This is a genomic window from Chryseobacterium sp. T20 (assembly GCF_047345655.1).
GTDB lineage: Bacteria > Bacteroidota > Bacteroidia > Flavobacteriales > Weeksellaceae > Chryseobacterium.
Genome location: NZ_JBLFDU010000005.1, coordinates 177,209 through 200,578 on the forward strand (window position 1 = coordinate 177,209; position 23,370 = coordinate 200,578).

The 23,370-nt window shown below is 35.7% G+C and carries 23 protein-coding genes; 12 read left to right on the forward strand and 11 right to left on the reverse strand.

Translation table 11 applies throughout. From position 1 onward, the window contains the following. Positions 1 to 40: 40 nt before the first annotated feature. The 6 genes from ACMA47_RS13990 to ACMA47_RS14015 all read right to left on the reverse strand — a co-directional run bounded on the left by ACMA47_RS13990 (position 41) and on the right by ACMA47_RS14015 (position 4,995). On the reverse strand, positions 41 to 694 hold the full coding sequence (locus ACMA47_RS13990; RefSeq protein ID WP_413930253.1) for a porin family protein: 654 nt from the start codon (positions 692 to 694) through the stop codon (positions 41 to 43). A gap of 71 nt (positions 695 to 765) precedes the next feature. Next, on the reverse strand, positions 766 to 1,428 hold the full coding sequence (locus ACMA47_RS13995) for an outer membrane beta-barrel protein (RefSeq protein WP_413930254.1): 663 nt from the start codon (positions 1,426 to 1,428) through the stop codon (positions 766 to 768). A gap of 74 nt (positions 1,429 to 1,502) precedes the next feature. Continuing rightward, a complete protein-coding gene (locus ACMA47_RS14000; RefSeq protein ID WP_413930255.1) occupies positions 1,503 to 2,159 on the reverse strand; it encodes an outer membrane beta-barrel protein in 657 nt (218 codons plus the stop codon). 460 nt (positions 2,160 to 2,619) lie between these two features. Beyond that, positions 2,620 to 3,120 carry a hypothetical protein gene (locus ACMA47_RS14005; RefSeq protein WP_253317403.1) on the reverse strand — a complete coding sequence of 167 codons (501 nt, stop codon included), beginning with the start codon at positions 3,118 to 3,120 and terminating at the stop codon, positions 2,620 to 2,622. Positions 3,121 to 3,254: 134 nt separating this feature from the next. Continuing rightward, the gene (locus ACMA47_RS14010; protein ID WP_034695437.1) at positions 3,255 to 3,917 is read right to left on the reverse strand and encodes a porin family protein; all 663 of its coding nucleotides are present in this window, start codon (positions 3,915 to 3,917) and stop codon (positions 3,255 to 3,257) included. 118 nt (positions 3,918 to 4,035) lie between these two features. Continuing rightward, positions 4,036 to 4,995, reverse strand: a complete 960-nt coding sequence (locus tag ACMA47_RS14015) for a PhoH family protein (protein ID WP_002979097.1) — start codon at positions 4,993 to 4,995, stop codon at positions 4,036 to 4,038. A 133-nt stretch (positions 4,996 to 5,128) separates the two neighbouring features. Here ACMA47_RS14015 and ACMA47_RS14020 point away from each other — a divergent pair, with 133 nt between their 5' ends. From ACMA47_RS14020 to ACMA47_RS14030, 3 genes are all read left to right on the forward strand, one after another. Further along, a complete protein-coding gene (locus ACMA47_RS14020; RefSeq protein WP_413930256.1) occupies positions 5,129 to 5,956 on the forward strand; it encodes an S-adenosyl-l-methionine hydroxide adenosyltransferase family protein in 828 nt (275 codons plus the stop codon). Positions 5,957 to 6,019: 63 nt separating this feature from the next. Further along, positions 6,020 to 7,327 (forward strand): dihydrolipoamide acetyltransferase family protein, encoded by a 1,308-nt coding sequence (locus ACMA47_RS14025; RefSeq protein ID WP_413930257.1) that lies wholly within the window; start codon positions 6,020 to 6,022, stop codon positions 7,325 to 7,327. A 476-nt stretch (positions 7,328 to 7,803) separates the two neighbouring features. Continuing rightward, on the forward strand, positions 7,804 to 9,156 hold the full coding sequence (locus tag ACMA47_RS14030; protein WP_413930258.1) for a chloride channel protein: 1,353 nt from the start codon (positions 7,804 to 7,806) through the stop codon (positions 9,154 to 9,156). A gap of 6 nt (positions 9,157 to 9,162) precedes the next feature. Here the strand turns inward: ACMA47_RS14030 and ACMA47_RS14035 are convergent, their stop codons facing one another. Then, positions 9,163 to 9,762 (reverse strand): hypothetical protein, encoded by a 600-nt coding sequence (locus ACMA47_RS14035; protein WP_413930259.1) that lies wholly within the window; start codon positions 9,760 to 9,762, stop codon positions 9,163 to 9,165. Positions 9,763 to 9,916: 154 nt separating this feature from the next. Here ACMA47_RS14035 and rpsF point away from each other — a divergent pair, with 154 nt between their 5' ends. From rpsF to rplI, 3 genes are all read left to right on the forward strand, one after another. After that, positions 9,917 to 10,258: a 30S ribosomal protein S6 gene (gene rpsF / locus ACMA47_RS14040; RefSeq protein WP_034695444.1), complete on the forward strand. Its 342-nt coding sequence runs from the start codon at positions 9,917 to 9,919 to the stop codon at positions 10,256 to 10,258. Positions 10,259 to 10,290: 32 nt separating this feature from the next. Continuing rightward, a complete protein-coding gene (gene rpsR / locus ACMA47_RS14045) occupies positions 10,291 to 10,593 on the forward strand; it encodes a 30S ribosomal protein S18 (RefSeq protein WP_002979091.1) in 303 nt (100 codons plus the stop codon). Between the two features lie 110 nt (positions 10,594 to 10,703). Beyond that, positions 10,704 to 11,207, forward strand: coding sequence for a 50S ribosomal protein L9 (gene rplI, locus ACMA47_RS14050; protein WP_034695445.1), 504 nt, complete (start codon positions 10,704 to 10,706; stop codon positions 11,205 to 11,207). 322 nt (positions 11,208 to 11,529) lie between these two features. On the opposite strand, the gene ACMA47_RS14055 is transcribed toward rplI, so the two are convergent. Then, entirely contained in the window at positions 11,530 to 12,333 is an 804-nt protein-coding gene (locus ACMA47_RS14055; RefSeq protein ID WP_312302964.1) for an AraC family transcriptional regulator, read from the reverse strand. A gap of 214 nt (positions 12,334 to 12,547) precedes the next feature. Here ACMA47_RS14055 and ACMA47_RS14060 point away from each other — a divergent pair, with 214 nt between their 5' ends. The 3 genes from ACMA47_RS14060 (at position 12,548) to ACMA47_RS14070 (ending at position 16,723) form a co-directional block, all read left to right on the forward strand. After that, positions 12,548 to 13,804: a TolC family protein gene (locus tag ACMA47_RS14060; protein ID WP_413930260.1), complete on the forward strand. Its 1,257-nt coding sequence runs from the start codon at positions 12,548 to 12,550 to the stop codon at positions 13,802 to 13,804. A gap of 5 nt (positions 13,805 to 13,809) precedes the next feature. Further along, complete coding sequence (locus ACMA47_RS14065) at positions 13,810 to 14,856, forward strand: HlyD family secretion protein (RefSeq protein ID WP_413930261.1); 1,047 nt, start codon at positions 13,810 to 13,812, stop codon at positions 14,854 to 14,856. A 304-nt stretch (positions 14,857 to 15,160) separates the two neighbouring features. Continuing rightward, positions 15,161 to 16,723 (forward strand): MFS transporter, encoded by a 1,563-nt coding sequence (locus tag ACMA47_RS14070; RefSeq protein WP_413930262.1) that lies wholly within the window; start codon positions 15,161 to 15,163, stop codon positions 16,721 to 16,723. A 1-nt stretch (position 16,724) separates the two neighbouring features. Here the strand turns inward: ACMA47_RS14070 and ACMA47_RS14075 are convergent, their stop codons facing one another. Both ACMA47_RS14075 and ACMA47_RS14080 read right to left on the reverse strand, forming a co-directional pair. Then, complete coding sequence (locus ACMA47_RS14075; RefSeq protein WP_413930263.1) at positions 16,725 to 17,234, reverse strand: hypothetical protein; 510 nt, start codon at positions 17,232 to 17,234, stop codon at positions 16,725 to 16,727. Between the two features lie 18 nt (positions 17,235 to 17,252). Further along, positions 17,253 to 18,932, reverse strand: coding sequence for a hypothetical protein (locus ACMA47_RS14080; RefSeq protein WP_413930264.1), 1,680 nt, complete (start codon positions 18,930 to 18,932; stop codon positions 17,253 to 17,255). A 190-nt stretch (positions 18,933 to 19,122) separates the two neighbouring features. Between ACMA47_RS14080 and ACMA47_RS14085 the strand changes: the two genes are divergently transcribed. Continuing rightward, positions 19,123 to 20,484 (forward strand): aldehyde dehydrogenase, encoded by a 1,362-nt coding sequence (locus ACMA47_RS14085; RefSeq protein ID WP_413930265.1) that lies wholly within the window; start codon positions 19,123 to 19,125, stop codon positions 20,482 to 20,484. A 160-nt stretch (positions 20,485 to 20,644) separates the two neighbouring features. Here the strand turns inward: ACMA47_RS14085 and ACMA47_RS14090 are convergent, their stop codons facing one another. Continuing rightward, positions 20,645 to 21,217, reverse strand: a complete 573-nt coding sequence (locus tag ACMA47_RS14090) for a thioredoxin family protein (protein WP_413930266.1) — start codon at positions 21,215 to 21,217, stop codon at positions 20,645 to 20,647. An 81-nt stretch (positions 21,218 to 21,298) separates the two neighbouring features. Between ACMA47_RS14090 and ACMA47_RS14095 the strand changes: the two genes are divergently transcribed. Then, complete coding sequence (locus ACMA47_RS14095; RefSeq protein WP_413930267.1) at positions 21,299 to 22,183, forward strand: lysophospholipid acyltransferase family protein; 885 nt, start codon at positions 21,299 to 21,301, stop codon at positions 22,181 to 22,183. 6 nt (positions 22,184 to 22,189) lie between these two features. Next, entirely contained in the window at positions 22,190 to 23,167 is a 978-nt protein-coding gene (locus tag ACMA47_RS14100) for a glycosyltransferase family 2 protein (RefSeq protein ID WP_413930268.1), read from the forward strand. Positions 23,168 to 23,370 lie beyond the last annotated feature (203 nt).

Below are 23,370 nucleotides of genomic sequence, written 5' to 3' on the forward strand. Positions count from 1 at the left end.
AATAATTCTGAGAGTTTTTTGTTTTTATACTAGGATCTGTTTATTTAAACTTGTATCCTACTCCTAACTGGAAGAAATTCATTTTTAGTTTTTCTCCATCTACAGGATTTTTAATCATATTGGTAAGACCAAAACTGTAACGGGCATCCACGAATAATCCTTTGTATAGATTATAATCAGCCCCTAAGAACAAACCAAATTCTGTGGATTTCAATCCATTATCAAAATAGTTTTCAAGATATTTTTCACCTTCGTTGATAGCAGCTGGATTCGACTGAGCTCCACTTACTTCAATTTTAGCTTTCGTATTGGTTCTGAAACTTACATATGGACCGGCATAAAGCCCTAGTTCAGGAGTTGCATAATACCTTGCTGATACAGGAATAACAATTCTGTTAAAATGCAGTTTTTCCGTTACTGTAACACCGGAAACTTTTACTACTGCTTTCCCTCCCAGATTAGCGTATTCCACTTCTCCTTGCAACGCAAATTTACTGTTCAATTTATGTTCAACCAAACCACCGATATAAAAACCGGATTTAGATTCTAGATTTGCGCCTACCCCGCCAAAATCGACACTGTTCACATCAGAATTTAATGTTGATAAAGCATAACCAGCCTTTATCCCGAATGTAGTTTGCGCATTCAACCCTGCAAATAAAGCAATTGCAGATGCTAATAAGATTTTTTTCATGATTATAATTAGTTTTATATTAAAGAAGCCCTAAGACGACTATCTCAGGGCTAATATATCTATTTTATTTATTATTTTGCAAATACATATTTAACTCCAAAAGTCACGGACGTTAAACTGATTCCAAATTTGTAATCATCAGTTCTTTTTGCCCCGTCAATATCTCTTTTGTAAGTATTGTATCCGAACTCTCCTATTGTAGCTTCAATTGACCAGTTCTTAGTCAGGAAATAGTCCAGACCTGGCTTAATATTCACCCCAATATTAGTATAGTTATTTTCTTTGTTCAAGGCAGCTGTAAGCAAAGGGTCCGCATCATTAATATTACTTTTTGCATTCATTTTTTCCTTACCAAATTCCAATGGAACCTGTAACTGTCCGAAGATGTATAATTTATCAGATAAAGTCCAGTATTTTCTCACGAATGGAGCTACCACAAAAGCATTATCGGTATATTTAACTTCAAATACATTACTGATGGTAGGATTGCCCAATTTGTATTTTGTAACAGCGCTTTTATAGCCTACACCAAGTCCCACGGCTAGATTATTAGTAACGAAATACCCCGCTGTAGGAAGGATTCTGATCACATCATCCTTTATATTGGTTTCAAATTCGTTTTTCTCATTGTGATAATATCCTACCTGACCTGAAAGATAAGAAGTTCCTTTTGCAATCTGTGCATTTGACAAACCGAAAAGCGCCACAGCGCCCATCAATACGATTTTTTTCATGATTATTATATTAGTTTTATATAGAAAAAAGCCCTAAGAGTTTCTCAGGGCTTTCTTGCTATATGCTTTGTTTATTATTTTGCAAATACATATTTAACTCCGAAAGTTACAGAAGATAAATTCAATCCGAAGTTGTAGTTGTTTGTAGCATCACCATCTTTTGGCTTGTAGTTGCTATAACCGAACTCACCGATAGTAGCTTCGATAGACCAGTTTTTGTTTAAGAAATAATCTAAACCTGGTTTAACAGTAACACCGATTTTAGTGTATTTAGCTTCAGTAGAAGTAGAGTTTGTAACAACTGTATTTCCGTTAGTAGCTACAGAGCTGTTTTCAGTTTCAGTTTTACCAAACTGCATTGGCACTGCTAATTGTCCGAAGAAATATAACTTGTCAGATAAAGTCCAGTATTTTCTTACGAATGGAGCAACAACAAAAGCAGGAGTTTTAACAACACCTTCGTTTACAATTGTAGTGTTTCCTAAAGTTGTAGTAGTAGTTAGGGTGTTTTTTTCAGTTTGGTAACCAACTCCTAATCCGATTGCTAAGTTAGTGTTTACGAAATATCCAACTGTAGGTAATACGTTGAAGTTTTCTTTTTTATCGTTACCGTTGTTAGATTCTACTTGAGAATAACCAACAGATCCTGATAAATATGTAGTTCCTTTAGCAATCTGAGCGTTTGATAAACCGAAAAGTGCAACAGCACCCGCTAATAATATTTTTTTCATTTTAAAAAATTTTAATACTTTCTGAGGGCAAATTTACAGTGGTCCCCACTAATATTAAAATTTGTTAATGTGATTAATATCATTGTTAAAATTTAGGGTTTTGTAAAAATAAATCATACTTAAGAGATATTGTTGAGTTTTTCACAATATTATGAATAAAAAAATCCTATTTTTTTAACAAGACTCAAATATATTTACTTTTTTAAATTTTTTATTTTTTTCTCAAACCCCATGAATTCTGGAGAAATGCTAAAATTAATTAACCTAAACTATTAATTTTAAAGTTATTAACTCTTAAAATTTAAACAAATGTTTATTATTTAAAGCTGTTTTTCCTTATTTATAATCGATATAGATCCACTCTATTAAAAATTCCTGATCAGAAATCCGTACAGTCTATATATAAGTAATCAAAAAACTCCGGCCTTCGGCCGGAGTTTTCATATGCAATTGCTTTTTCTTATTTCAAGAAGAAGTTATAACCAAGGTTAACAGCTCCTACATTCCAGCTATAGCTTCCCCATCCTGGTAGGTCACGCTTGTTGCTGATAGATTGGTAACCGATGTACAACTCACCTTTAGACATTTGATATCCAAATTTAGGCTGTGCATAGAAACCACCATCTACACCATCCTTTGTAGAAATACCGTATCCAAGGTCTAATCCTACAAAGATAGGAGCTCCTTTAAATCTATATTTCCCGGAAACAGCTACAGGAACAAATCCGAAATCATCAAAGTGATCTTTTCCGAAGAAATGAGAATATCCTGTGGTTACCCCAAGGTCAAGACCTTTAGCAATATTCCACATATAAGCTGCATCTACTCCTAATGTAAACGAAGATACATCACTTGCATCAGATACGGGAACACCAATATGTCCACCGATTTTAAAACCTTCCTGTGCTTGAGCAGCACCTCCTAAAAGTGCAAAAGCACCTAGTAATAATAGTTTTTTCATTTTTTTAGTAGCTTTGAATTACTGTGCAAAAGTACTAATTATTTTTATCATCAGAATAAACTGTCCTATAACAAGTAAAGCAGGACAAATGTTGTCCCGCTTTATATTATTATTCGATAACTAAAATTTAAGAATTAGTTTCCTCCGAATTTGAAACCTACACCCACCTGAGCAAAGCTGTTCTTTACAGAACCTCCACTGTTGTCATTAGATAGGTTGGATACTCCTAAGCTGTATCTTGCATCAAAGAAAAGTCCGTTTTCCAGCATATATTCAACACCTAAGAACGGAGCAAGGTTCAATGATTTGATATCTTTTTTGATATCTACATCACCGCCTTCACCTTCCATTTCTACATCAAGGAAATCTGAACCAATAACAGTCTTTTGTTTAGCGGTAAGGATAATTCCCACGTTAAGACCTGCAGCTACAGAGAAACCTTCTGTAATAAAGTATTTTGCAGAAACAGGAACTAAAAGAGTTCCAAAAGTCACTTTAGTAGACTCTCCAAAATACATTCCTCCAGCGTTTACTCCATCAATCTTTTCTTTAGCTCCAAGCGGAGAATACAAAACCTCTCCCTGAACAGCAAAGTTATCATTGAATTTGTACTCAGCCATTCCTCCGATATAGAAGGTATATTTAGGAGACATTTTTCTTCCGTCAAGATCATCTTGCTTATCGTCTAGCTTAATGGTAGACATTGCGAAACCAGCTTTTGGACCAAATCGAAATTCTTGTGCGTTAGCACAAATTCCCATAGCAGCGACCGCTGCAACAAGTAAAAGTTTTTTCATGTTTAATTAGTTTTTACATTTAAGGTCTGCAAAACTAATTATTTTTTTCAAATTAACAAATTTTAACTAACCAATTTAAGGTTAATAAAAGGTTAATGGAAACTTTTACTCATTTTCACTAGTCGTTTCTTAGTCTTTTTTCTTCGTCGTTATACGCAAGGATAATCTTTCTTACTACCGGGTGTCTTACCACATCTTCTTCCGTAAGATGTACAAATCCGATTTCTTTTACTCCATTTAAAATTCTCATCGCTTCTTTCAGTCCGGATTGTTGGTTTTTAGGTAGGTCAATCTGACTTGGATCTCCTGTGATAATGAACTTGGCATTCATCCCCATTCTGGTAAGGAACATTTTCATCTGAGCATGAGTGGTGTTCTGTGCTTCATCAAGAATCACAAACGCATCATCCAATGTACGTCCTCTCATAAAGGCCAATGGTGCTACTTCAATCACTTTCTTTTCCATGAAACCTTCCAGTTTCTCATGCGGAATCATATCACGAAGCGCATCATACAAAGGTTGTAAATACGGATCCAGCTTTTCTTTAAGATCACCAGGAAGAAACCCCAGACTCTCCCCTGCTTCTACAGCCGGTCTTGTCAGGATAATTCTTTTCACTTCTTTATCTCTCAAAGCTCTTGCCGCCAATGCCACGCTGGTATAGGTTTTTCCGGTACCTGCAGGTCCAATGGCGAAAACCATGTCCTTTTTCTCCGTCTCTTTGACCAGCTTTTTAAGATTGGTTGTCTTAGCTTTAATAACTTTTCCGTTAACTCCTTTTACAATGATATCCTGATCGAATACCAGTTGTTTCTCATTTTCGTCTTTAATATTCAATATATTTTCAACATCTTTCAGCCCTATTGAATTGTTTTTGGAGATAAAACTGACAATATCATCCAGTTTTTGTTTCAGTATGTCTAAAGCTTCCTGATTTCCCATGGCAAAGATGAAATGATCTCTTCCTGTAATTTTAATGGTTGGAAAGCTTGATTTTATTAAGTTGAAATATTGGTTATTAACTCCATAGAAGATTTTCGCATCGATATCTTCCAAATCATATGTTAATTCAAACATGCAGTATTTTTATTTTTAGATTTTAAAATTAAAGCTTTTTTTCAAATTTATATCAAATTCTTTTCAACAATCTTTCGGGCTTTCTTTTTATTTTAAATAACTTTGCAATACTACACTATTCTATAAATTGCTCATGTCAATTATTACCCTTACTTCGGATTTCGGAAATTTAGATTACAGAGTTGCCGCTGTGAAAGGCAAAATTCTGTCTCTAAACCCTGAGGTTAATATTATTGATATAACCCACGATATCCAGGCATTCAACCTTATACAGACTTCGTATATTGTAAGGAATGCTTATAAATATTTTCCTAAAGGAAGCATTCACATTCTTTCCGTAGACAGTTTTTACAACAAATCGAGAAAGAATCTCATCTATAAAGCAGACGGATCTTATTTCCTGGCAGCAGATAATGGCCTTTTAAGCCTTATATTTTTTGATATTAAACCGGAAGCGATCTACGAACTTACGCTGAACAATCGTTTTGACGATGTTATCAACTTTACTTCTACAGACATTTTTGTTCCTGCAGCAGTACATCTTGCCAATGGCGGACTTCCTGAAGTCATAGGAAGGAAAATAAGCACCGCAAAACAACTGATGTTTCCACGAGCGGTTTATAATGAATCGGAAGGGATGATTATTGGCGAAGTGACGTATATTGACAATTTCGGAAATATAATATCAAATATCAATAAAGATTTTTTTGAAAACATCAGTAAAGGCTACAATGGTTTTACCATAAAATTCAGAAATTTAAGCCTTTCAAGAATATTTTCCAGCCATACAGAGGTGGTTTCGGACTGGAAAAGGGAGACCGAATTCCACGGACAGTCTGCTGCTATCTTCAATGATAGTCAGTTATTGGAGCTTACCATCTACAAGGGAAGCAAGAAAAACGGTGCTAAAAGCCTGTTTGGACTGAATGTAGGCGAAAATATTTATATCGAATTTAGCTAAGATTATATATTTCTTAAAAAAACCGATTTTTTTTATATATTTGTCAAAATCTAAAAATCAAAAATGGCAGAATACAAATTATTGCTTCCATCCATGGGAGAAGGGGTTATGGAAGCGACAATTATCACTTGGTTATTCAATGAAGGTGATAACGTAAAGGAGGATGACTCCGTAGTAGAAATTGCAACAGATAAAGTAGATTCAGACGTACCGACACCAGTTTCGGGGAAAATTGTAAAAATTTTAAAGCAAAAAGATGAAGTTGCAAAAGTAGGTGAAGCCATTGCTATTTTAGAAATTGAAGGAGAAGGCACAGCTTCAGAGGAAGTAAAAACTGAAACTCCGGCGGCTACTCCGGATGCTGAAACTTTAAAAGCGATTGAAGAGCCTCTACAAACAGTAGCTGCTTCAAACGTAGAATTCTCAGGAGATCTTTATCTGTCTCCACTTGTAAAATCTATCGCACAACAGGAAAATATTTCTGAAACTGAACTGAAATCTATCAAAGGAAGCGGTTTAGAAGGAAGAATTACCAAAGAAGATATATTAGCGTATGTTGCTAACAGAGGAAGCAAGCCAGCTCAACAGGCGGCTCCGGTACAGGCAGCTTCTACTCCACAACCGGCAGTATCTGCTCCTGCAGCTACCATTCCGGTAAGTGCAGGTGATGAAATCATTCCAATGGACAGAATGAGAAAGATCATCGCTGAAAACATGGTAAAAGCAAAACAAATTGCTCCACACGTTACTTCATTCATTGAAACAGACGTTACCAATGTTGTAAAATGGAGAAATAAAAACAAAGCTGTATTCGAAAAACGTGAAGGTGAAAAACTGACTTTCATGCCTATTTTCGTAAAAGCGGTAGTGAAAGCAATCCAGGATTTCCCAATGATCAATGTTTCTGTCAATGGTGAAAACATCATCAAAAAGAAAAACATCAATATCGGTATGGCTACTGCCCTTCCGGACGGAAACCTTATCGTTCCTGTTATCAAAAATGCTGATCAGTTATCACTTTCAGGTCTTGCAAAAGCAATCAATGACTTAGCTTACAGAGCAAGAAACAAGAAATTGAGACCAGAAGATACTCAAGGGGCAACGTATACAATTTCTAACGTAGGAAGCTTCGGAAACCTTATGGGAACACCGATCATTCCTCAGCCTCAGGTAGCTATTTTAGCAATCGGAGCAATCGTTAAGAAGCCTGCAGTTCTTGAAACAGCTGACGGAGATGTAATCGCAATCAGAAACTTGATGTTCATGTCTCACTCTTATGACCACAGAGTGGTAGACGGTTCTCTGGGAGGAATGATGCTGAAGCACGTTCACGACTATCTTGAAAATTGGGATCTGAACACAGAAATATAAGTAATTAGCAATGGGGTAATAAGTAATTGTTGCCGATTTCAAATAAAAAACCTTCGATTTATTTCGGAGGTTTTTCTTTTTTCAAATCAATTCTTTTGAAATTTTAAAACATCCAATAGCATTAATTAAAATTAACAAATATTCAACAAAATATAAATTTAAAAACAAAATCAACAATTAATCAATTGTCACTTTGCATTATAATCGCTTTTTTAACTATTAGCTTTACAAGCATTAAATTTAAACACAAACAATCATAATAATATAATATGGATCCGGATTACAGAAAGTTTTTGGTTTGACGAAATTGAATGAAAAATTCATTATCGAGATACATATCAACTTTCTTTAGGATAATATTTCGGTGATTATTATTGAAAATAATGATGGACAGAAACGCTGAAATCATTTCAAAGTTTTTAAACGAAACATAATTTCCAAAATTTTACCGTAATTTCACCCCTCAAAACCTGCAAATGCTGAAAATTTTCGCCCTCATAAAAAGATCTCTCAAAAATTCCTTCGATAATATCCGGAATGAACAGCTGAAGCACAACCTGCTTCAGGCCATTCCTTTTTGGATAGGATCTGTAATTACAGGCTTTTTTGCTGTAATGTATGCACAGGTATTTGCATGGGGTGAACATTTAATGAATTTTATTTTTGACTGGCATGCATGGATGATTTTCATTATTGCTCCCATAGGATTTGTATTATCGTGGTGGCTGGTGAAAGAATTTGCTCCCAATGCCAAAGGAAGCGGTATTCCACAGGTGATGGCAGCTGTAGAACTGGCTAATCCGAAAGAACATAGGAAAATTCGGAATCTATTAAGTATTAAAATTATTTTTTTCAAAATACTGTCTTCCGTGATCCTCGTAATCGGAGGAGGTGCTGTGGGGCGTGAAGGGCCAACGATTCAGATCGCAGGTTCAGTTTTCAGAAAGGTAAACGAATATCTTCCTGAATGGTGGCCTAAGATTTCCAAGAAAAATATGATTATGACAGGAGCTGCAGCCGGACTTGCCGCAGCATTCAACACTCCGCTTGGAGGAATTGTTTTTGCAGTTGAAGAGCTGTCTAAAACCCATATCAATTACTTTAAAACGGCTTTGTTTACGGCAGTAATCATTGCAGGTCTTACCGCTCAAACATTGGCAGGATCTTATTTATATCTGGGATATCCGAAGACCAATGATGTTTCCTTAATGGTTATGTTTCCGATTATATTAGTTGCTGCCACTGCCGGCATTATGGCTAGCCAACTATCTGTTACCATGCTTAAAATCAATAGCTGGAAGAAGAAAAAACTGAAAACGGATAGAGCCAATGTTGTTTTCCTTATTGCTTCTGCTTTAATTATTGCTTCTATCGCTTATTTCATCAATAGAGAAGTTCTGGGATCAGGAAAAGAAATCATGGAGCGCGTTCTTTTTACTAAAGACAAACATGAAGACTGGTATGTTCCTATCCTCAGAATGCTTGGCCCTGCACTTTCCTTTACTTCAGGGGGTGCTGGCGGAATTTTTGCTCCGGCTCTTACTGCGGGAGCAAGTATAGGTTCTGTTATTTCAGGAATTATTCATTTAACACCTAACGAAACCAATGTGGTGATTCTGGCCGGAATGGTCGCTTTTCTTACCGGAATTACGAGAGCTCCGTTTACTTCAGCCATTATTGTGCTGGAAATGACGGACAGACATTCATTGATATTCCATCTGATGCTGGCCGGAATGGTCTCTTCTATTGCTTCTATCCTGGTGAGCAGACATTCTTTGTATGATGTTTTGAAGGTGAATTTTCTAACGGAGTTGAGAGAAAAGGATTAAATAAATTTACTCTTTTTTCAACATAATTTTTAAATCTTTCATAGCTTCCAGTACACTTTCGGCAGCTTCATAGTTTGTCATTTTAATGACCAGTTTGCTTAATTCCTTTTCGGTATTCTTTATTTTATACGTTACAATATTTAAATAGAATACATTATCCTTCCTTTTAGAAATATTATGAAACGCTACGACTTTCGCCATATCCCATACGTCACCTTCATTTACAATACGTCCTTTTGCATTCACTGAATTAATTTTAATATTATCTTCTTCAAATGAAGCCTGCAGAGTCAAACTACTTCTATCCCGATCTACCCCAAATTCATTGATTTTGGAAATGATAAGATCTTTAGCTTCATCAACCGTTTTATATTTCCCTAAAACATCTGTCTTACCATTACTGTATGATATTTGAAAAACTTCAGATTTATCAATAGCGTGAGTAGGCCCATCCAAATTATCCAATTCTTTGTAAGTAATATTGGAAGTTCCTATTTCTATAAGCTTAACATCAAGTGAAGTCCCGTTTTTCATGGAAATTTTGTCCTGAGAATAGCAAACAACACCCATTAAGAGTAATGGCAAGATATACAATTTAGTTTTCATTCATTAAAAGTTTTTCAGATCACTAAAATACAAAAATAGATTTCATGTTTATTACCTAACCAATAACCACCAACTATTTTACCAATATTCTTGCATATAAGAAATATATTTTCTACTTTTGCACCTCGAAATAATTAACAAATTTTTTAACATTATGAACAATTACGAAACTGTTTTCATTTTAACTCCCGTTCTATCTGAGGCACAGGTAGAGGAAGCAGTGAACAAGTATGTAGATCTAATCAAAGAAAAGAACTGCGAAATCGTTGCTAAAGAAAACTGGGGATTAAAAAAATTAGCTTACCCAATTCAATTGAAAAAGAATGGGTTCTATACTTTAATCGAATTTAAAGGAGAAGGTACTGTAGTTGCTGATTTAGAATTAGCATTTAAGCGTGACGAAAGAGTAATCCGTTACCTTACTACAAAACTTGACAAGCACGCTGTAGAGTACGCTGTAACAAGAAGAGCTAAAGTAAAAGCAGCTAAAGCTTAATTATTAACCCTATTTTTTAAAAAAGACAAGACATGGCAATAGATGAAATGGCTAAACAAGCCTCAGCAGGAGGAGAATCAGAAGTAAAATTCCTTACTCCACTTGATATCAATACAAAATCTGAAAAGAAATATTGTAGATTCAAAAAATACGGAATTAAGCACGTTGATTACAAAGATGCTGATTTCTTATTACAATTTGTAAACGAGCAAGGTAAAATTTTACCAAGAAGATACACTGGAACTTCTTTAAAATACCAAAGAAAAGTTTCTGCTGCTATCAAAAGAGCAAGACACCTTGCTTTACTACCATACGTAGCTGACTTATTGAAATAAGACAAAAAATAAATAAAAGAAGAGGTCTCCTCTTCTTTTGTTGCTGAATACATCATTAATTCTAACTTGATTTTAGATATAAAACTAAAATCTAAAAAAGGACAACAACAATGGAAATTATCCTAAAAAAAGACGTAGAAAACTTAGGACTTGAGTTTGATACAGTAAACGTAAAGCCAGGTTATGCTAGAAACTTCTTAATTCCTCAAGGAATTGCTCTTTTAGCTACCCCTAAAAACAAAGCTGCTTTAGAAGCTACATTAGAAGCTAGAAAAGAAGAAGAAGCTAAATTAATCGCTGCTGCTAACGCTGTAGTTGAGCAATTGAAGAAAACTTCTATCACGATCCCTGCAAAAGTAGGTACTGGTGACAAATTATTCGGATCTATCAACAATGCTGATCTATCTGCTGCTTTAGAAAAAGCTGGTGTTTCTGTAGAGAAAAAATACATCAAAATTCCTGGTAACACTATCAAGAGAACTGGTAAATTCGCAGCTCTTATCAGACTTCACAGAAATGTAGAGTACAACTATGAGTTTGATATCGTATCTGACGCTCCAGTTGTAGCTGCTCCTGCTGCTAAGAAAGAAGAAGTTAAATCTGAAGAAGCTTAATATAAGCAACTGAGATTTTCTCACAATACAAAACCACTTCAATTTATTGAGGTGGTTTTTCTTTTATATAGGGTGACGTTGAAGTAAGATTGATATTAACTACCCCGTCTTTTTGCTCTGCAAAAATCCACCCCTTCAAGGAAGGGGAATGTAGGAAATCTTAACAGCTATTACTCGTTAAATTAGCTTTTTTTCACAACCTTACAGTAAGAACAGGCAAGAAAGTTTATCCAGCATTATAAACCCCGCTACCCTGTAACACGCACCCCGTACCCCGAATCTCAAACTCTCAAACTCTCAAACACTCAAACACTCCTACTCATCACTTATCCCCTCTCAATTTATGCTGATACTCCGTAGGGGCAATACCAATTACCTTTTTGAAAATATTACTGAAAGACGACAAGCTGTTGTACCCTACCATCATAGCAATTTCGTACATATTGTATTTTCCTTCCAGCATCAGCTCAAGAGAGCGGGTAATTCTCAACGCTCTTAGAAAACGAATGTAATTCATGCCCAGAATCTCCTTAAATTTCCTGGAAAGGGTTCTTGTACTCATTCCAAATTCTTTTGCCGTAGATTCAATCGTAAGAGGCTTCTCAATGTTAGCATGGATATATCTTGCAATCTTCAGTAAGGTTTCATCTTTAGGAAATGGATGCTGTATGGGAAAGGCAAGATGTTTGTGCTTTTTCTCCTGCAAAACGCCTTTAAGTGCTTTGAGGAAAAAATATTTAGACGTATCATTTTTTGTGATTTTCCCATCCCATTCTTTAGTATACAAAATCATCTCCCGAAGTAAATTATTAACGGAATAAATATTGATTTCATCAAAAAAGCCACTTTCATTTTCTTCTTTCTTAAAATAAAAGTTATATAAATCAACCTTTGGACTGGTAGAAAAAATATAGTGAGGAGTTCCGGCTGGAATCCACATAAAACATCTGGCAGGAAGATACCAGTGTTTCTGATCTGTAAAAACATGGACAATACCGCCTTCTGCATAGACTAACTGTGCAGAACTGTGATAATGAATCTCCGTGGTTACATTTCCGGTAAGGACATGATAAACGTAAAATTCCGTATCATCTTCTTCTACTTCTTTAAAATGGCTGTTGTTCATAGGATAAAGGTAAGAAGAATTTTCAAATTGGCGCAAATGAGCAAATCTTTTTCTGTTTTCACAAATAGGGTCTGTAGCTTCTCATCGTAACTTTGCTGCATCAAAATCATTTTAGCAAAAATCCTTTAATTAATTTATGAATATCATATTTAACGCATGCCGGTATATGTGCATTGCGTTGTGCTTATTATTGAGCAATTTTTTACATTCACAGATGATCGATTATCAACATCTCGGCTTACAACAAGCGGTAGAGATTGGTTTAAAAAACAATAAAAACATACAGATCAGTCATCTCAAACAGGAAATGTCCGTTACCAAAGAGAAAGATCTCAAAATGGAAAAACTTCCGGATATTGAATTTCATACCAGCTACAATCAGGTTACCAACCTATTTCAGCATCAGAATGGCGTATTTAATAAAGCTACTAAGTACGATGTGATCAATGGAATGTATGATTTTACATTATCCGCTTCAATTCCGGTGTACATGGGAGGAAAAATTAAAAATACAGAGAAGAAAGCGGCTATAGATACTGAAATTTCAGCTTTAAAAACCCACCTGGACGAAAGACAGCTTAAAATGTCCATCATTACTGCTTTTCTACAGATCCATCATTTAAAAGAGCAACAGAGTCTTATTAATGATAAAATGAAGGAGGATTCCGTCAATATCAAGCAGGTAAAAGCTTTGAAAGCAAATGGTGTTGTTACGGTTAATGAAGTCTTAAGAACTTCACTACAGCTATCCAACCATAAAATGAGCTGGACAGAACTGGATAATGATATTCAGATTGCTGAACACAAACTGAAGACTATTCTTTCTCTTCCTGAAAATCAGGAAATGCATGTGAATACGGAAGATCTTATTTCGGATAATGCTGCAATTCCTTATGTTGATGAGCTGACAGAAACTGCTTTAAACAAAAATGAATCTGTTGAAATCACCCATAAGAATCTTTCTCTGAAAGAACTGGATCAAAAAATTACCAAAGCGAATTATTTACCAAAAATTACGGCTGGCGGAGAATATTTTTTAAAATATCCGAATATGATGTTCTTTCCTCCTGAACCCTATGCGTATCGTTTGGGAATGGTAGGGGTAAATCTTACCTATCCTATCGAAAATCTGTACAAAAACAAATACAGAATGCAGGAAGCACGGGAAAATATTGATCTTGCCAAGCTTCAGATTGAAGAAAATGAGGAAAATGTAAGACACAATGTTTATGAGGCTTATAAAAAGTTTGAAGAGACAGACCAGAAGGTAAAAATTGCTGAAGAAGCGATTAATCAGGCTAAAGAAAACTATCGTATTGTACGAACAAAATATGCCAATAAATTAAGCCTTATCACTGAACTGATTGATGCTGACAATACGTATCTGGAAGCTGAATCTAATCTTATTTCCGTAAAAATTAACAGACAACTTAAATACTACCAACTCCAATATACAATTGGGAACTTATAAAAACTATGGCACAGAAACAATTAACACAAAAGGAAAAAAGAATCAACAAGTCCATTACTTTACTGGCCTGGATCCTGATCATCAGCGGAATCACAGGAATGGTAAGCTTTTATCTTTTTTCGAGAAAAAATGTGACGACGAATGATGCGCAGATCGAGCAATATATAACGCCTGTATCCAGCAAGGTATCGGGTTTCATCAAAACGATACGGTTTAACGAAAATCAGTTTGTACATAAAGGGGACACTTTAATTGTCATTGACAACCGAGAGTTTGTGAATCAGGTACATATGGCTGAAGCGAATCTTCATGCCAATACGGCAACCATCAGTACCATTGAAAGCGGTGTCAGTACTAAAGAAAGTGACACGAAAATCATTGATGCTAAAATTGCTTCCGCAAAAATTGATATCTGGAGAACAGAACAGGATTATAAAAGATATAAAAATCTGTTAACAGAAGATGCAGCTACCGAACAGGAATTTGAAAATATAAAAGCTTCTTATGAACAGTCAAAAGCCAATCTTTTAGCATTGGAACAGCAGAAAAATGCAGTAAGAGCAGGCGCAAATGAACAACAGACTAAGGTTGCCCCCGTAAAAAGCCAGATCCAGCAGAGTTCTGCAAGTCTTAACAATGCGAAACTCTATCTTTCTTATACAGTAATCACAGCCCCTTATGATGGATGGGTAGGAAAAAAGACCATTCAGGAAGGACAGTTAATTAAGGAAGGACAGGCTTTGGTACAAATCGTGAGCAAAGAAAAATGGATCATTGCGAATTATAAGGAAACACAGCTTGGACAGATTGATCAGAGCCAGGAAGTCATTATTACTGCAGATGCTTATCCCGATGTTGAGTTTAAAGGAAAAATTCTTTCCGTTTCTCCAGCTTCAGGTTCTCAGTTTTCCTTAGTAAAACCTGATAATGCAACAGGAAATTTTGTGAAAATTGAACAGAGATTTCCTGTGAAAATTATTCTGGATAACAATAAAGACAACGAAAAACTGCTTTCCGGAATGAATGTTCTGGTGAGTGCAAAGAAGATTTAAGTTTGAAAGTGGGAGGGTTTTAGAGTATTAGAGTATTAGAGTATTAGAGTATTAGAGTATTAGAGCATAAAATATTCGGTTTTAATTTAATTTTCAAATTCTCTCATTTTTCAAATTTTCAAATTAAATTATTTTTTTAGCGAAAAGACAAACTGCAAAATAGCGAATCTGCAAATTTTTTCTTACGCATATTTGCCATTTTACCTTTTACTTATTTACACCTTTGCCCTTTGTCTTTTCGCATTTTTCATTCAGATTAAACAGCAGAAAAACGATTTTTTGCTTTTTGTCCACCATAAAAATTATGCAACACAATACAGTTTATCATAAATGGGTACCACAATGGCTGAAACTGCCTCTTCTTATACTGGCATTGTTTCCCCACCTGATGTTGTTGTCGCTTTTACACTCGAACAGCGCCTTCACATCTTCTTTTATGGATGTAGATTCAGATGACATCCAGTATTTAATGATTTTGATGTATGGGACATTTGTGGTTACCCTTTTAGTTTTACAGCGGTTTATGGCCTATTTCAGCGTCAAATATTATGTATTGCTGATGGCTTCCATTTCCGTGATTATTCTTTACGTTTTATCAGTTACCAATGATTATCATGTGATATTGGTGATCCGATTTTTAGAAGGAATTTTCGGGTTGCTGGAAGGAGCAATTTTCCTTCCTCTGATTATTGCTGAATTAAAAACAAAACATGCCAAAGTTTTAGCGTATCTCTTCATGTATACCATTATGCTGACCGGAGGAACCATTACCACTTCCCTGTTGAAATCAAGCATTGAAGATTATGATTTTCAGCATATGATTCTGATGATGGTGTATTTCCATGTATTTGTCCTGATTATAGGCATTGCATTATTCAACAGAAACAGATTTTTTCCTAAAAAACCGTTGTACCAATTGGATATTACCAGCTGGTTTTTGCTTTGGGTATGTCTGCAGGCTGGCGGTTATGCTATTATCTATGGTAAAAGACTCATGTGGCTGGAATCTGACACCATTATCATGTGCCTGTTTATATTCCTTCTTTCAGGAGGATTATTTATGCTTAAACAAAGAAATTCTAAGAGACCGTTGTTTCATTTTGAAGTTTTCAGCTCCAAAAATGTCATTGCAGGAATGATTCTGTTTTTTATTTTTTATCTGATCCGTTCCGGTCTGAATAATGTCTACAGCATCATGGCTACCGTATGGAAATGGCCCTGGGATTATATTGTGAACATCCAGTACTGGAATGTGGCAGGAACTCTTTTGGGAATATTACTATCAGGAATCTGCCTGGTTCGTGGAATTTCCTCAAGGATTGTTTTCTTTACAGGATTTCTTTTACTAGCCATTGATTGTGCATGGTTTACCTATACATTTTATCCCGACACTACCCTTTCTACCATCTGTCCGCCTTTATTTCTACAGGGAGTCGCGCAGGGATTATTATTTACACCCCTTGTTTTCTTTCTGATTTCAGGAACTCCGGAAGAATATGTATCCAATGCTACAGCGTTAGGGACGACAACCCGTTTCTGGACAACCGCTATCGGATATGCCCTGATGCAGAATCTGATGTTATTTTTAACATTAAAACATTCTGATACCCTCAGTGCTAATCTTACAGACACCAATCCTGTTTTTTACAGTCAATGGAGTCAAATTTTCGGAGCTAATATTTCCAAACTGTCAGTGAATGATTCTTTATCCATGACAGCAGGTGCTTTTAAACCTAAAATAACCGCTCAGTCTATTCTCCTTTCCAATATGGAAATTTTCACGGGATTATTCTGGCTGGCACTTGTTACCGCAATTGGTCTGTTGCTTTATCATCCTGTAAAAATAGCAGTAAGGAATATCATGTAAACTACTCTCCCCAAAAGGACCAGACTGTTCCGTTAAAAACTGCCAGTTGCTTTTTTTGGGTATCATAAACCATCATACCGGCAGCAGGAGAGATAATATTGAGGTGAGGAGAAGCTACTTTCGGTAAAATCATGGCTTTACTACTATCTTCAAGCACCAGAATTCCGGAAACGGATGACGGTATTCCTACCGAAACTTTTGCTTCAGGCTGATCTGTCAAACTATCCTGAAGACTGGTATCAGCAGTACCAGTTGCGTCTACTGAAAGATCTTTCCAAAGATTATTCTGATATACTTTCACTTTCATGTCTGAGATATCAAATATCAATGTACCATTCACCACATTTTGAATACCGGAAGTGTTTGTTGCCCATGGAAGAACAATACCGCGGTTTTCATTTCCAAACTCAATAGATGATGAAGCTGATTCTAACGTCGTTTTTCCTAAAGCAACCTGAGCATTAAAGATTCCGGAAGCTGTTATTATAATGATTAAGGCTATTTTTTTCATAACTATTCAGTTTTTTTGTTAATCCGGGCAGGTTTGGGTATTGAAACATTTCCAGCCTGTAGAAGTTCCGTCAATATTAACCTGCAGACAATTTTGTGTCGTATTGTAAACGATCATTCCTTCTTTAAGGTCTGCCTGTGGAATGGCTGCTACCTGAGCATCGGTAAGTCTGTTAAGAACAAAACCTTTATTCTTTGATTCCAGTACAGCCCAAGCTCCTTTTCTTACACCAGGCCAGTTGCCTCCCCCTTTATCTGCTCTGCTCAATGAAGTAATTCCGAAATCCGGAGAAAGTACGGTTCCTGCTGTCACTGCAGGTTTATAACACGGTACATTTCCTTGAATCGTAACAGTTACTGTTGCCGTATCACAATTTGACGGAGAAGCGGTCTGGCAGATCTGATACACCAAAGTATATGTTCCCGGAGGAGTTCCCGGAGCTACCAGAATATGTCCGTCAGTTGTATTCAATGAAATATTGGGGTTCGAGGTTGATATTTGAGACAAAATAACGTTGGAAAGAGTTGCCTGTGCTCCACCATAGGTTTCAAAATCGTTATCCAGAACAATTCCTGTAGAAGATCCTCCTGCAATAATGGTGTAGGTATCATCTACTGCCATTGGAGGCAGATCTCCGTTAATGGCAGGGCAAAATCCAGGATTAATGATCAAAGGTGCGCTACAACTGTTGGTAGAAGCACAATCATAGGTAACGTTCGTCAGAAAACTTGGAGTACTGTTCATGAAAACCGTACCTGGGTCAGAAACACCTGTCGTTCTTCTAAAATCAAGATTAGGTCCTACAGCCACATTTCCCACCTGAATAGGATTTTGTAAAACTATATATCCTTTTTTGGTGGATGTAGAAGGTCCCTGAATGGCAGCATTTCCTCCCTGATACTGGTTCAGCGCAAGTTCTCCTTCATTATAAATCACGGCATCAGCAGGTGCATTATTCATATTTCCTGTGGAAGTAAAAAGTCCAAAATTGTAAATTTCACTGCTGCTTCCTGACAAATTAATATCTCCCCCAACTGTAAAAAATCCTGTGTTAATAATTTTACCACCATTAATATTAAATCCGCTCTGGGAGATAATAGTACCGCAATTTACATAAACACTCTGTTCACTATTTCCATAATTTCCACTGAGCAATATCAGTCCTCCTCCTTCATTTCTGAACAAAGTAACTGCCGAATTGCTCATGTTCAGGTTTCCGTTAATATTCAGGTTTCCATAATTATCAATGGTATTGGAAGTATTATCTCCTAACTGTAAAACGCCAAGTTCAATAAGTCCTTCATTAACAATTTTATTGATCTGTCCATTCATTGTCAGATTTCCATTTCCTCCTCCTACCGTTATATTTCCCGTATTATAAACATGCACGTCAAGATCTGCAACACTCGTTATGGTCTGATTAAAATTTAATGTTCCATGAACTTCAAAACTCACGGGAGCATTAGTAACTCCACTGATATTGTTCTGAAACTGCAAGGTCACACCGGAAGCAATACAAATCTTAGAATTGGTTCCAAAAGTAGGATTATTGAAGGTCATATCCGAAGTAAAACAAACCGTGGTATTATCCGGAAAATGATAGTTGGGATCTGTAGGGTTTTGAACGCCGCAGCTTGTACATTGTGCGTAACTGAAATAACAAAAGAATAAAGGAAATAAATAGAGCAATTTTCTCATCCGCAAATTTTATACAAATAAAACTACAATATTTTTATCACCAAACAATGAATTTTACAATATTTATCATTATATTAATTAAAAAATAATATAAAATGATTTTATTTAAATCAATATTTAATTATTATTAATAAATTTCAACCCCATACGATCCTGAAAATAAGAACGTTTAATATTATAAAAGTCACCGATGGAAATTGAGAGTATTCTACTGAAGCAAAGAGATTTTTTTGCAACACAGCAAACCAAAAGCTTAGCTTTCCGGAAAATGTATCTTGAAAAGCTTAAAAATCTTATTATTTCCAATGAAAATATGCTGTATGAAGCTATTAACAAGGATTTTGGAAAATCAAAATTTGATACTTTCACTACGGAATTATCTTTTATTCTGAATGATATCAATTATTATATCAAGAACCTAAAATCCCTTTCAAAGCCTAAAAAAGTAAGTACCAACCTTGTCAATCAGCTGGGAAACAGCAGAGTTTATCCGGAGCCATTGGGCTGTATCCTGGTGATCGGAGCCTGGAATTATCCTTATCAACTATCGCTTTCTCCCATTATAGCGGCAATAGCTGCCGGAAATTGCTGTATTCTGAAACCAAGTGAAATTGCGGAAAATACCATGAAAGCTATGGCAGCAATCATCAATGAAAACTTTCCACCTGAATATCTGTATGTGTATGAAGGAGGTATTGATGAAACCACAGCCCTTTTAAAACTAAGATTTGACAAAATATTCTTTACAGGAAGTACGAAAGTCGGAAAGATTGTATACAAGGCAGCTGCAGAACATCTTACCCCTGTAACCCTTGAACTGGGTGGGAAATCTCCAGCTATTGTCACGAAAAATGCCAATCTCGAAATGGCAGCTAAAAGAATCGTGTGGGGGAAATTCCTCAATGCCGGACAAACTTGTGTAGCTCCCGATTATCTCCTGGTGGAAGAAACCATTCAGGAACAGTTTCTGGAAATGCTCAGGAGATATATTAAAGAATTCAAATATGGTCAGGATTCTGAACAATATACAAGAATTATTAATCTAAGGAATTTTCAACGCCTGATACGTCTTATTGATAAAGAAAAAATCTATTCCGGAGGTTATTTTGACGAAGAAAAGCTCTACATTGAACCTACTATTTTACACCATATAGACTGGAAAGACGATATTATGCAGGAAGAGATTTTTGGACCTCTCCTGCCAGTCATCAGTTTTAAAAATTACAATGCAGCGCTGAACTCCATTTTAGAACTCGAAAAACCTCTGGCTGCCTATCTTTTCACCAATAATTCTGAAGAGAAAGATCACTTCACCAGCAAACTTTCTTTCGGAGGAGGATGTATCAATGATACGGTGATGCATTTAAGCAATGACAATCTTCCGTTTGGAGGCGTTGGAAACTCAGGGATAGGAAATTATCACGGAAAGTATGGTTTTGAAACCTTTTCTCACCCAAAAGCGGTTCTTGAAAAAGCGACCTGGGGTGAACCTAATATCAAATACCCGCCTTATTCTGATAAAAAATTAAGCTGGATTAAAAAGTTACTGTAAATTCGACATGTAATATTTTCTCGCTGATTTTGCTGATCTCTTATAAATATCTGCATAGTTTGTGAGAGACTTTATTTTAAATAGAAAATGTTACAGTTTCTAATAAAACAGATTTTCAAAATAAAAAAACTGCCTCATTGCTGGAGCAGTTTTTTATATTTTATCCTTTTTTAGGAGCCCATGTAGTAAAGAATTCTTTTACTTTTTCTTTACTGTAGCCCTTTCCTTCTTCCAACACATCACTCTGCTGAACTTTGATCAATTTCCCATCTTTATCTAAAATAATAAAAACCGGATATCCAAATTTATCTCCCGGATTGCCATATTGAGCAAAAACTTTTTCATTCTTATTATCCGGAGAATAGTTCAGGTGGTAATACAGATAATTCTTATCTACCATTTCCTTCAGTTCAGGAGTCGTCTGTACATAATCGTTAAAACGAAGACACCAGATACACCAGTTTCCACCTGCCTGGATCATTATATTTTTGCCTTCTTTCTTAGCTTGGGCAACTAGTTTATTAATATCTGCCTGAGCGTCAGCTTTTGGGTCATAAGGTTTAGGAAGCTTAGCCTTTTCTTCAGCTGCCTTTTTCTGAGCTTCTAATTTAGCCTCCTCTGCAGGCACTATAAGAGCTGTTTTTTGTTTTCCTTTTTCGGGCGAATTTTTTGCATTTTGCGAAAAAGCGAAAGTACTTAATCCCAGGAAAGCGAATATTATCAATTTTTTCATAATATAAAAGTAAAAAAAATAATATATATCCTTCTGCAAAAATAGAACCATAATTTTATTATTACTAAATTTGCGTGTTTTATGAATTTTCTAATCAAAATATTATATCTGATCTCCAAGCTTCCGCTGAAAATATTATATGTTTTTTCGGATGTCATCTTCTTCCTCAATTATTATATTGTAGGATACAGAAAAGAGGTTATTACTCAAAACCTTAGAAACTCTTTCCCCAACAAATCTGAGGAAGAGATCAAAGAAATCAGAAAAAAATTCTACCTGAATTTTTCAGATTACCTGGTAGAAACCATCAAATCTTTCAGCATTTCGGAAACAGAATCCCGAGTGAGGATGCAGCATATCAATCAGCATTTATTTTACGAAGCTAAAGAAGAAGGTAAAAATATTATTCTTCTGGCGGGTCACGTTTTCAATTGGGAATGGATCAATGCACTGGCAAGAATTATTCCACAGGCACACTGCCATCCCGTTTACAGAAAAGTAAACAGTGATTTCTGGGAGAATCAGATGAAGAAAGTCCGAAACAAATTTGGAAACGAAGCACTGGAAGCCAATGAAGTTATTCTGAATATTTTCAGATCTAAAAATAACGGAGATTCAGCTTATATGTTTGTAGCTGATCAAACGCCTCACCACGCTCATGTCACTTACGGATTAGAATTTTTGAATCAGCGTACTCCTGCTTTTATAGGCTATGACAGGCTTGCCACAAGGATGGACCTTGTTTTCATCTATTGTGAAATGAAAAAGGTAAAACGCGGTTATTATCAGGTTAATTATCACAGAATATATCCGGATGGTGAAAAGTTTACAGAAAATGAAGTCGTAAGAAAGTTTCATAAATTACTGGAAAACACTTTGCACAAATATCCTGACAACTACCTTTGGTCACATAGAAAATGGAAATATCAGGACTCCATTAAGAATTTTGATTCTGATAAAAAATAGATTGACATGCAGAAAAAACTGGCAATTGCCATCTTAAACTGGAATGGCAGAAATTGGCTTGAGAAATTTCTTCCGGGTGTGGTACAATTTTCTCAGAATGCGGATATCTATGTGCTAGACAATCTTTCTACGGATGACTCCATTGATTTTTTACAAAAGAATTTTCCCACAGTACATATTATTAAAAATGATAAAAACTATGGGTTTGCAGGTGGTTATAATGAAGGATTAAAATCCATCAAAAATGAATATTACTGTCTTCTTAATTCTGATGTAGAAGTTACAGAGAACTGGACAGAACCTGTATTGGAATTATTAGAAAACAACCCTGTTATATCTGCAGTACAACCCAAAATTTTATCTTATCATAACAGAAGTTATTTTGAATTTGCAGGCGCTGCCGGTGGATTGATAGACAATCTTGGATATCCTTACTGCAGAGGAAGAGTTTTTGATGATCTGGAAGAAGATAAAGGCCAGTATAATGATGAAACAGAGATCTTCTGGGCATCAGGATGCTGCTTTTTCATCCGTTCAAATGATTTCTGGGAACAGAATGGTTTTGATGCAAGATTTTTTGCTCATCAGGAAGAGATTGACCTTTGCTGGAGACTTATCAATTCCGGAAAAAAGATTTATTATACCGGAAAATCCAAAGTTTATCACGTAGGTGGTGGAACGCTCAACAAGCAGAGTGCCCAGAAAACGTATTTAAACATCAGAAATAACCTTTCTATGATGTTTAAAAATCTTCCTTTTCCTCAATTGATCTTCTTGATATTTTTCAGATTATGTCTGGATGGTATTGCCGGAATTTATTTTGGTTTAAAACAAGGTTTCCCCCATCTGTGGGCTGTAGTAAGAGCTCATTTTGGATTTTATGCCCAACTTCCGGGAACATGGAAACTTCGCCAGAAACATCAGAAGAGTCAGTTCTACCAATCGAAATGGTTGATATTTAAACATTTTTTAGGTGGCAGATGATAGGTAATAGGTTGCAGGTAATAGGGATTACGGATAATTATAACTTTCTTTACTTATTTTGAATTAAGACTCATTAGAGTAAAATTTCATCACTTCGAGTAACCTTAAACTTTAAACCCAAAACTTTGAACATTAAATTCTAAGCAAGAGAACCAGTAACCAGCAACAAAAACAACCAATCAACGATCAACAACTTATACATT

What these genes read in the sequence shown, in the direction of transcription:
- ACMA47_RS13990 (WP_413930253.1), bottom strand. Translation starts at nt 694, where the DNA reads ATGAAAAAAATCTTATTAGCATCTGCAATTGCTTTATTTGCAGGGTTG.
- ACMA47_RS13995 (WP_413930254.1), bottom strand. Translation starts at nt 1,428, where the DNA reads ATGAAAAAAATCGTATTGATGGGCGCTGTGGCGCTTTTCGGTTTGTCA.
- ACMA47_RS14000 (WP_413930255.1), bottom strand. Translation starts at nt 2,159, where the DNA reads ATGAAAAAAATATTATTAGCGGGTGCTGTTGCACTTTTCGGTTTATCA.
- ACMA47_RS14005 (WP_253317403.1), bottom strand. Translation starts at nt 3,120, where the DNA reads ATGAAAAAACTATTATTACTAGGTGCTTTTGCACTTTTAGGAGGTGCT.
- ACMA47_RS14010 (WP_034695437.1), bottom strand. Translation starts at nt 3,917, where the DNA reads ATGAAAAAACTTTTACTTGTTGCAGCGGTCGCTGCTATGGGAATTTGT.
- ACMA47_RS14015 (WP_002979097.1), bottom strand. Translation starts at nt 4,995, where the DNA reads ATGTTTGAATTAACATATGATTTGGAAGATATCGATGCGAAAATCTTC.
- ACMA47_RS14020 (WP_413930256.1), top strand. Translation starts at nt 5,129, where the DNA reads ATGTCAATTATTACCCTTACTTCGGATTTCGGAAATTTAGATTACAGA.
- ACMA47_RS14025 (WP_413930257.1), top strand. Translation starts at nt 6,020, where the DNA reads ATGGCAGAATACAAATTATTGCTTCCATCCATGGGAGAAGGGGTTATG.
- ACMA47_RS14030 (WP_413930258.1), top strand. Translation starts at nt 7,804, where the DNA reads ATGCTGAAAATTTTCGCCCTCATAAAAAGATCTCTCAAAAATTCCTTC.
- ACMA47_RS14035 (WP_413930259.1), bottom strand. Translation starts at nt 9,762, where the DNA reads ATGAAAACTAAATTGTATATCTTGCCATTACTCTTAATGGGTGTTGTT.
- rpsF (WP_034695444.1), top strand. Translation starts at nt 9,917, where the DNA reads ATGAACAATTACGAAACTGTTTTCATTTTAACTCCCGTTCTATCTGAG.
- rpsR (WP_002979091.1), top strand. Translation starts at nt 10,291, where the DNA reads ATGGCAATAGATGAAATGGCTAAACAAGCCTCAGCAGGAGGAGAATCA.
- rplI (WP_034695445.1), top strand. Translation starts at nt 10,704, where the DNA reads ATGGAAATTATCCTAAAAAAAGACGTAGAAAACTTAGGACTTGAGTTT.
- ACMA47_RS14055 (WP_312302964.1), bottom strand. Translation starts at nt 12,333, where the DNA reads ATGAACAACAGCCATTTTAAAGAAGTAGAAGAAGATGATACGGAATTT.
- ACMA47_RS14060 (WP_413930260.1), top strand. Translation starts at nt 12,548, where the DNA reads ATGATCGATTATCAACATCTCGGCTTACAACAAGCGGTAGAGATTGGT.
- ACMA47_RS14065 (WP_413930261.1), top strand. Translation starts at nt 13,810, where the DNA reads ATGGCACAGAAACAATTAACACAAAAGGAAAAAAGAATCAACAAGTCC.
- ACMA47_RS14070 (WP_413930262.1), top strand. Translation starts at nt 15,161, where the DNA reads ATGCAACACAATACAGTTTATCATAAATGGGTACCACAATGGCTGAAA.
- ACMA47_RS14075 (WP_413930263.1), bottom strand. Translation starts at nt 17,234, where the DNA reads ATGAAAAAAATAGCCTTAATCATTATAATAACAGCTTCCGGAATCTTT.
- ACMA47_RS14080 (WP_413930264.1), bottom strand. Translation starts at nt 18,932, where the DNA reads ATGAGAAAATTGCTCTATTTATTTCCTTTATTCTTTTGTTATTTCAGT.
- ACMA47_RS14085 (WP_413930265.1), top strand. Translation starts at nt 19,123, where the DNA reads ATGGAAATTGAGAGTATTCTACTGAAGCAAAGAGATTTTTTTGCAACA.
- ACMA47_RS14090 (WP_413930266.1), bottom strand. Translation starts at nt 21,217, where the DNA reads ATGAAAAAATTGATAATATTCGCTTTCCTGGGATTAAGTACTTTCGCT.
- ACMA47_RS14095 (WP_413930267.1), top strand. Translation starts at nt 21,299, where the DNA reads ATGAATTTTCTAATCAAAATATTATATCTGATCTCCAAGCTTCCGCTG.
- ACMA47_RS14100 (WP_413930268.1), top strand. Translation starts at nt 22,190, where the DNA reads ATGCAGAAAAAACTGGCAATTGCCATCTTAAACTGGAATGGCAGAAAT.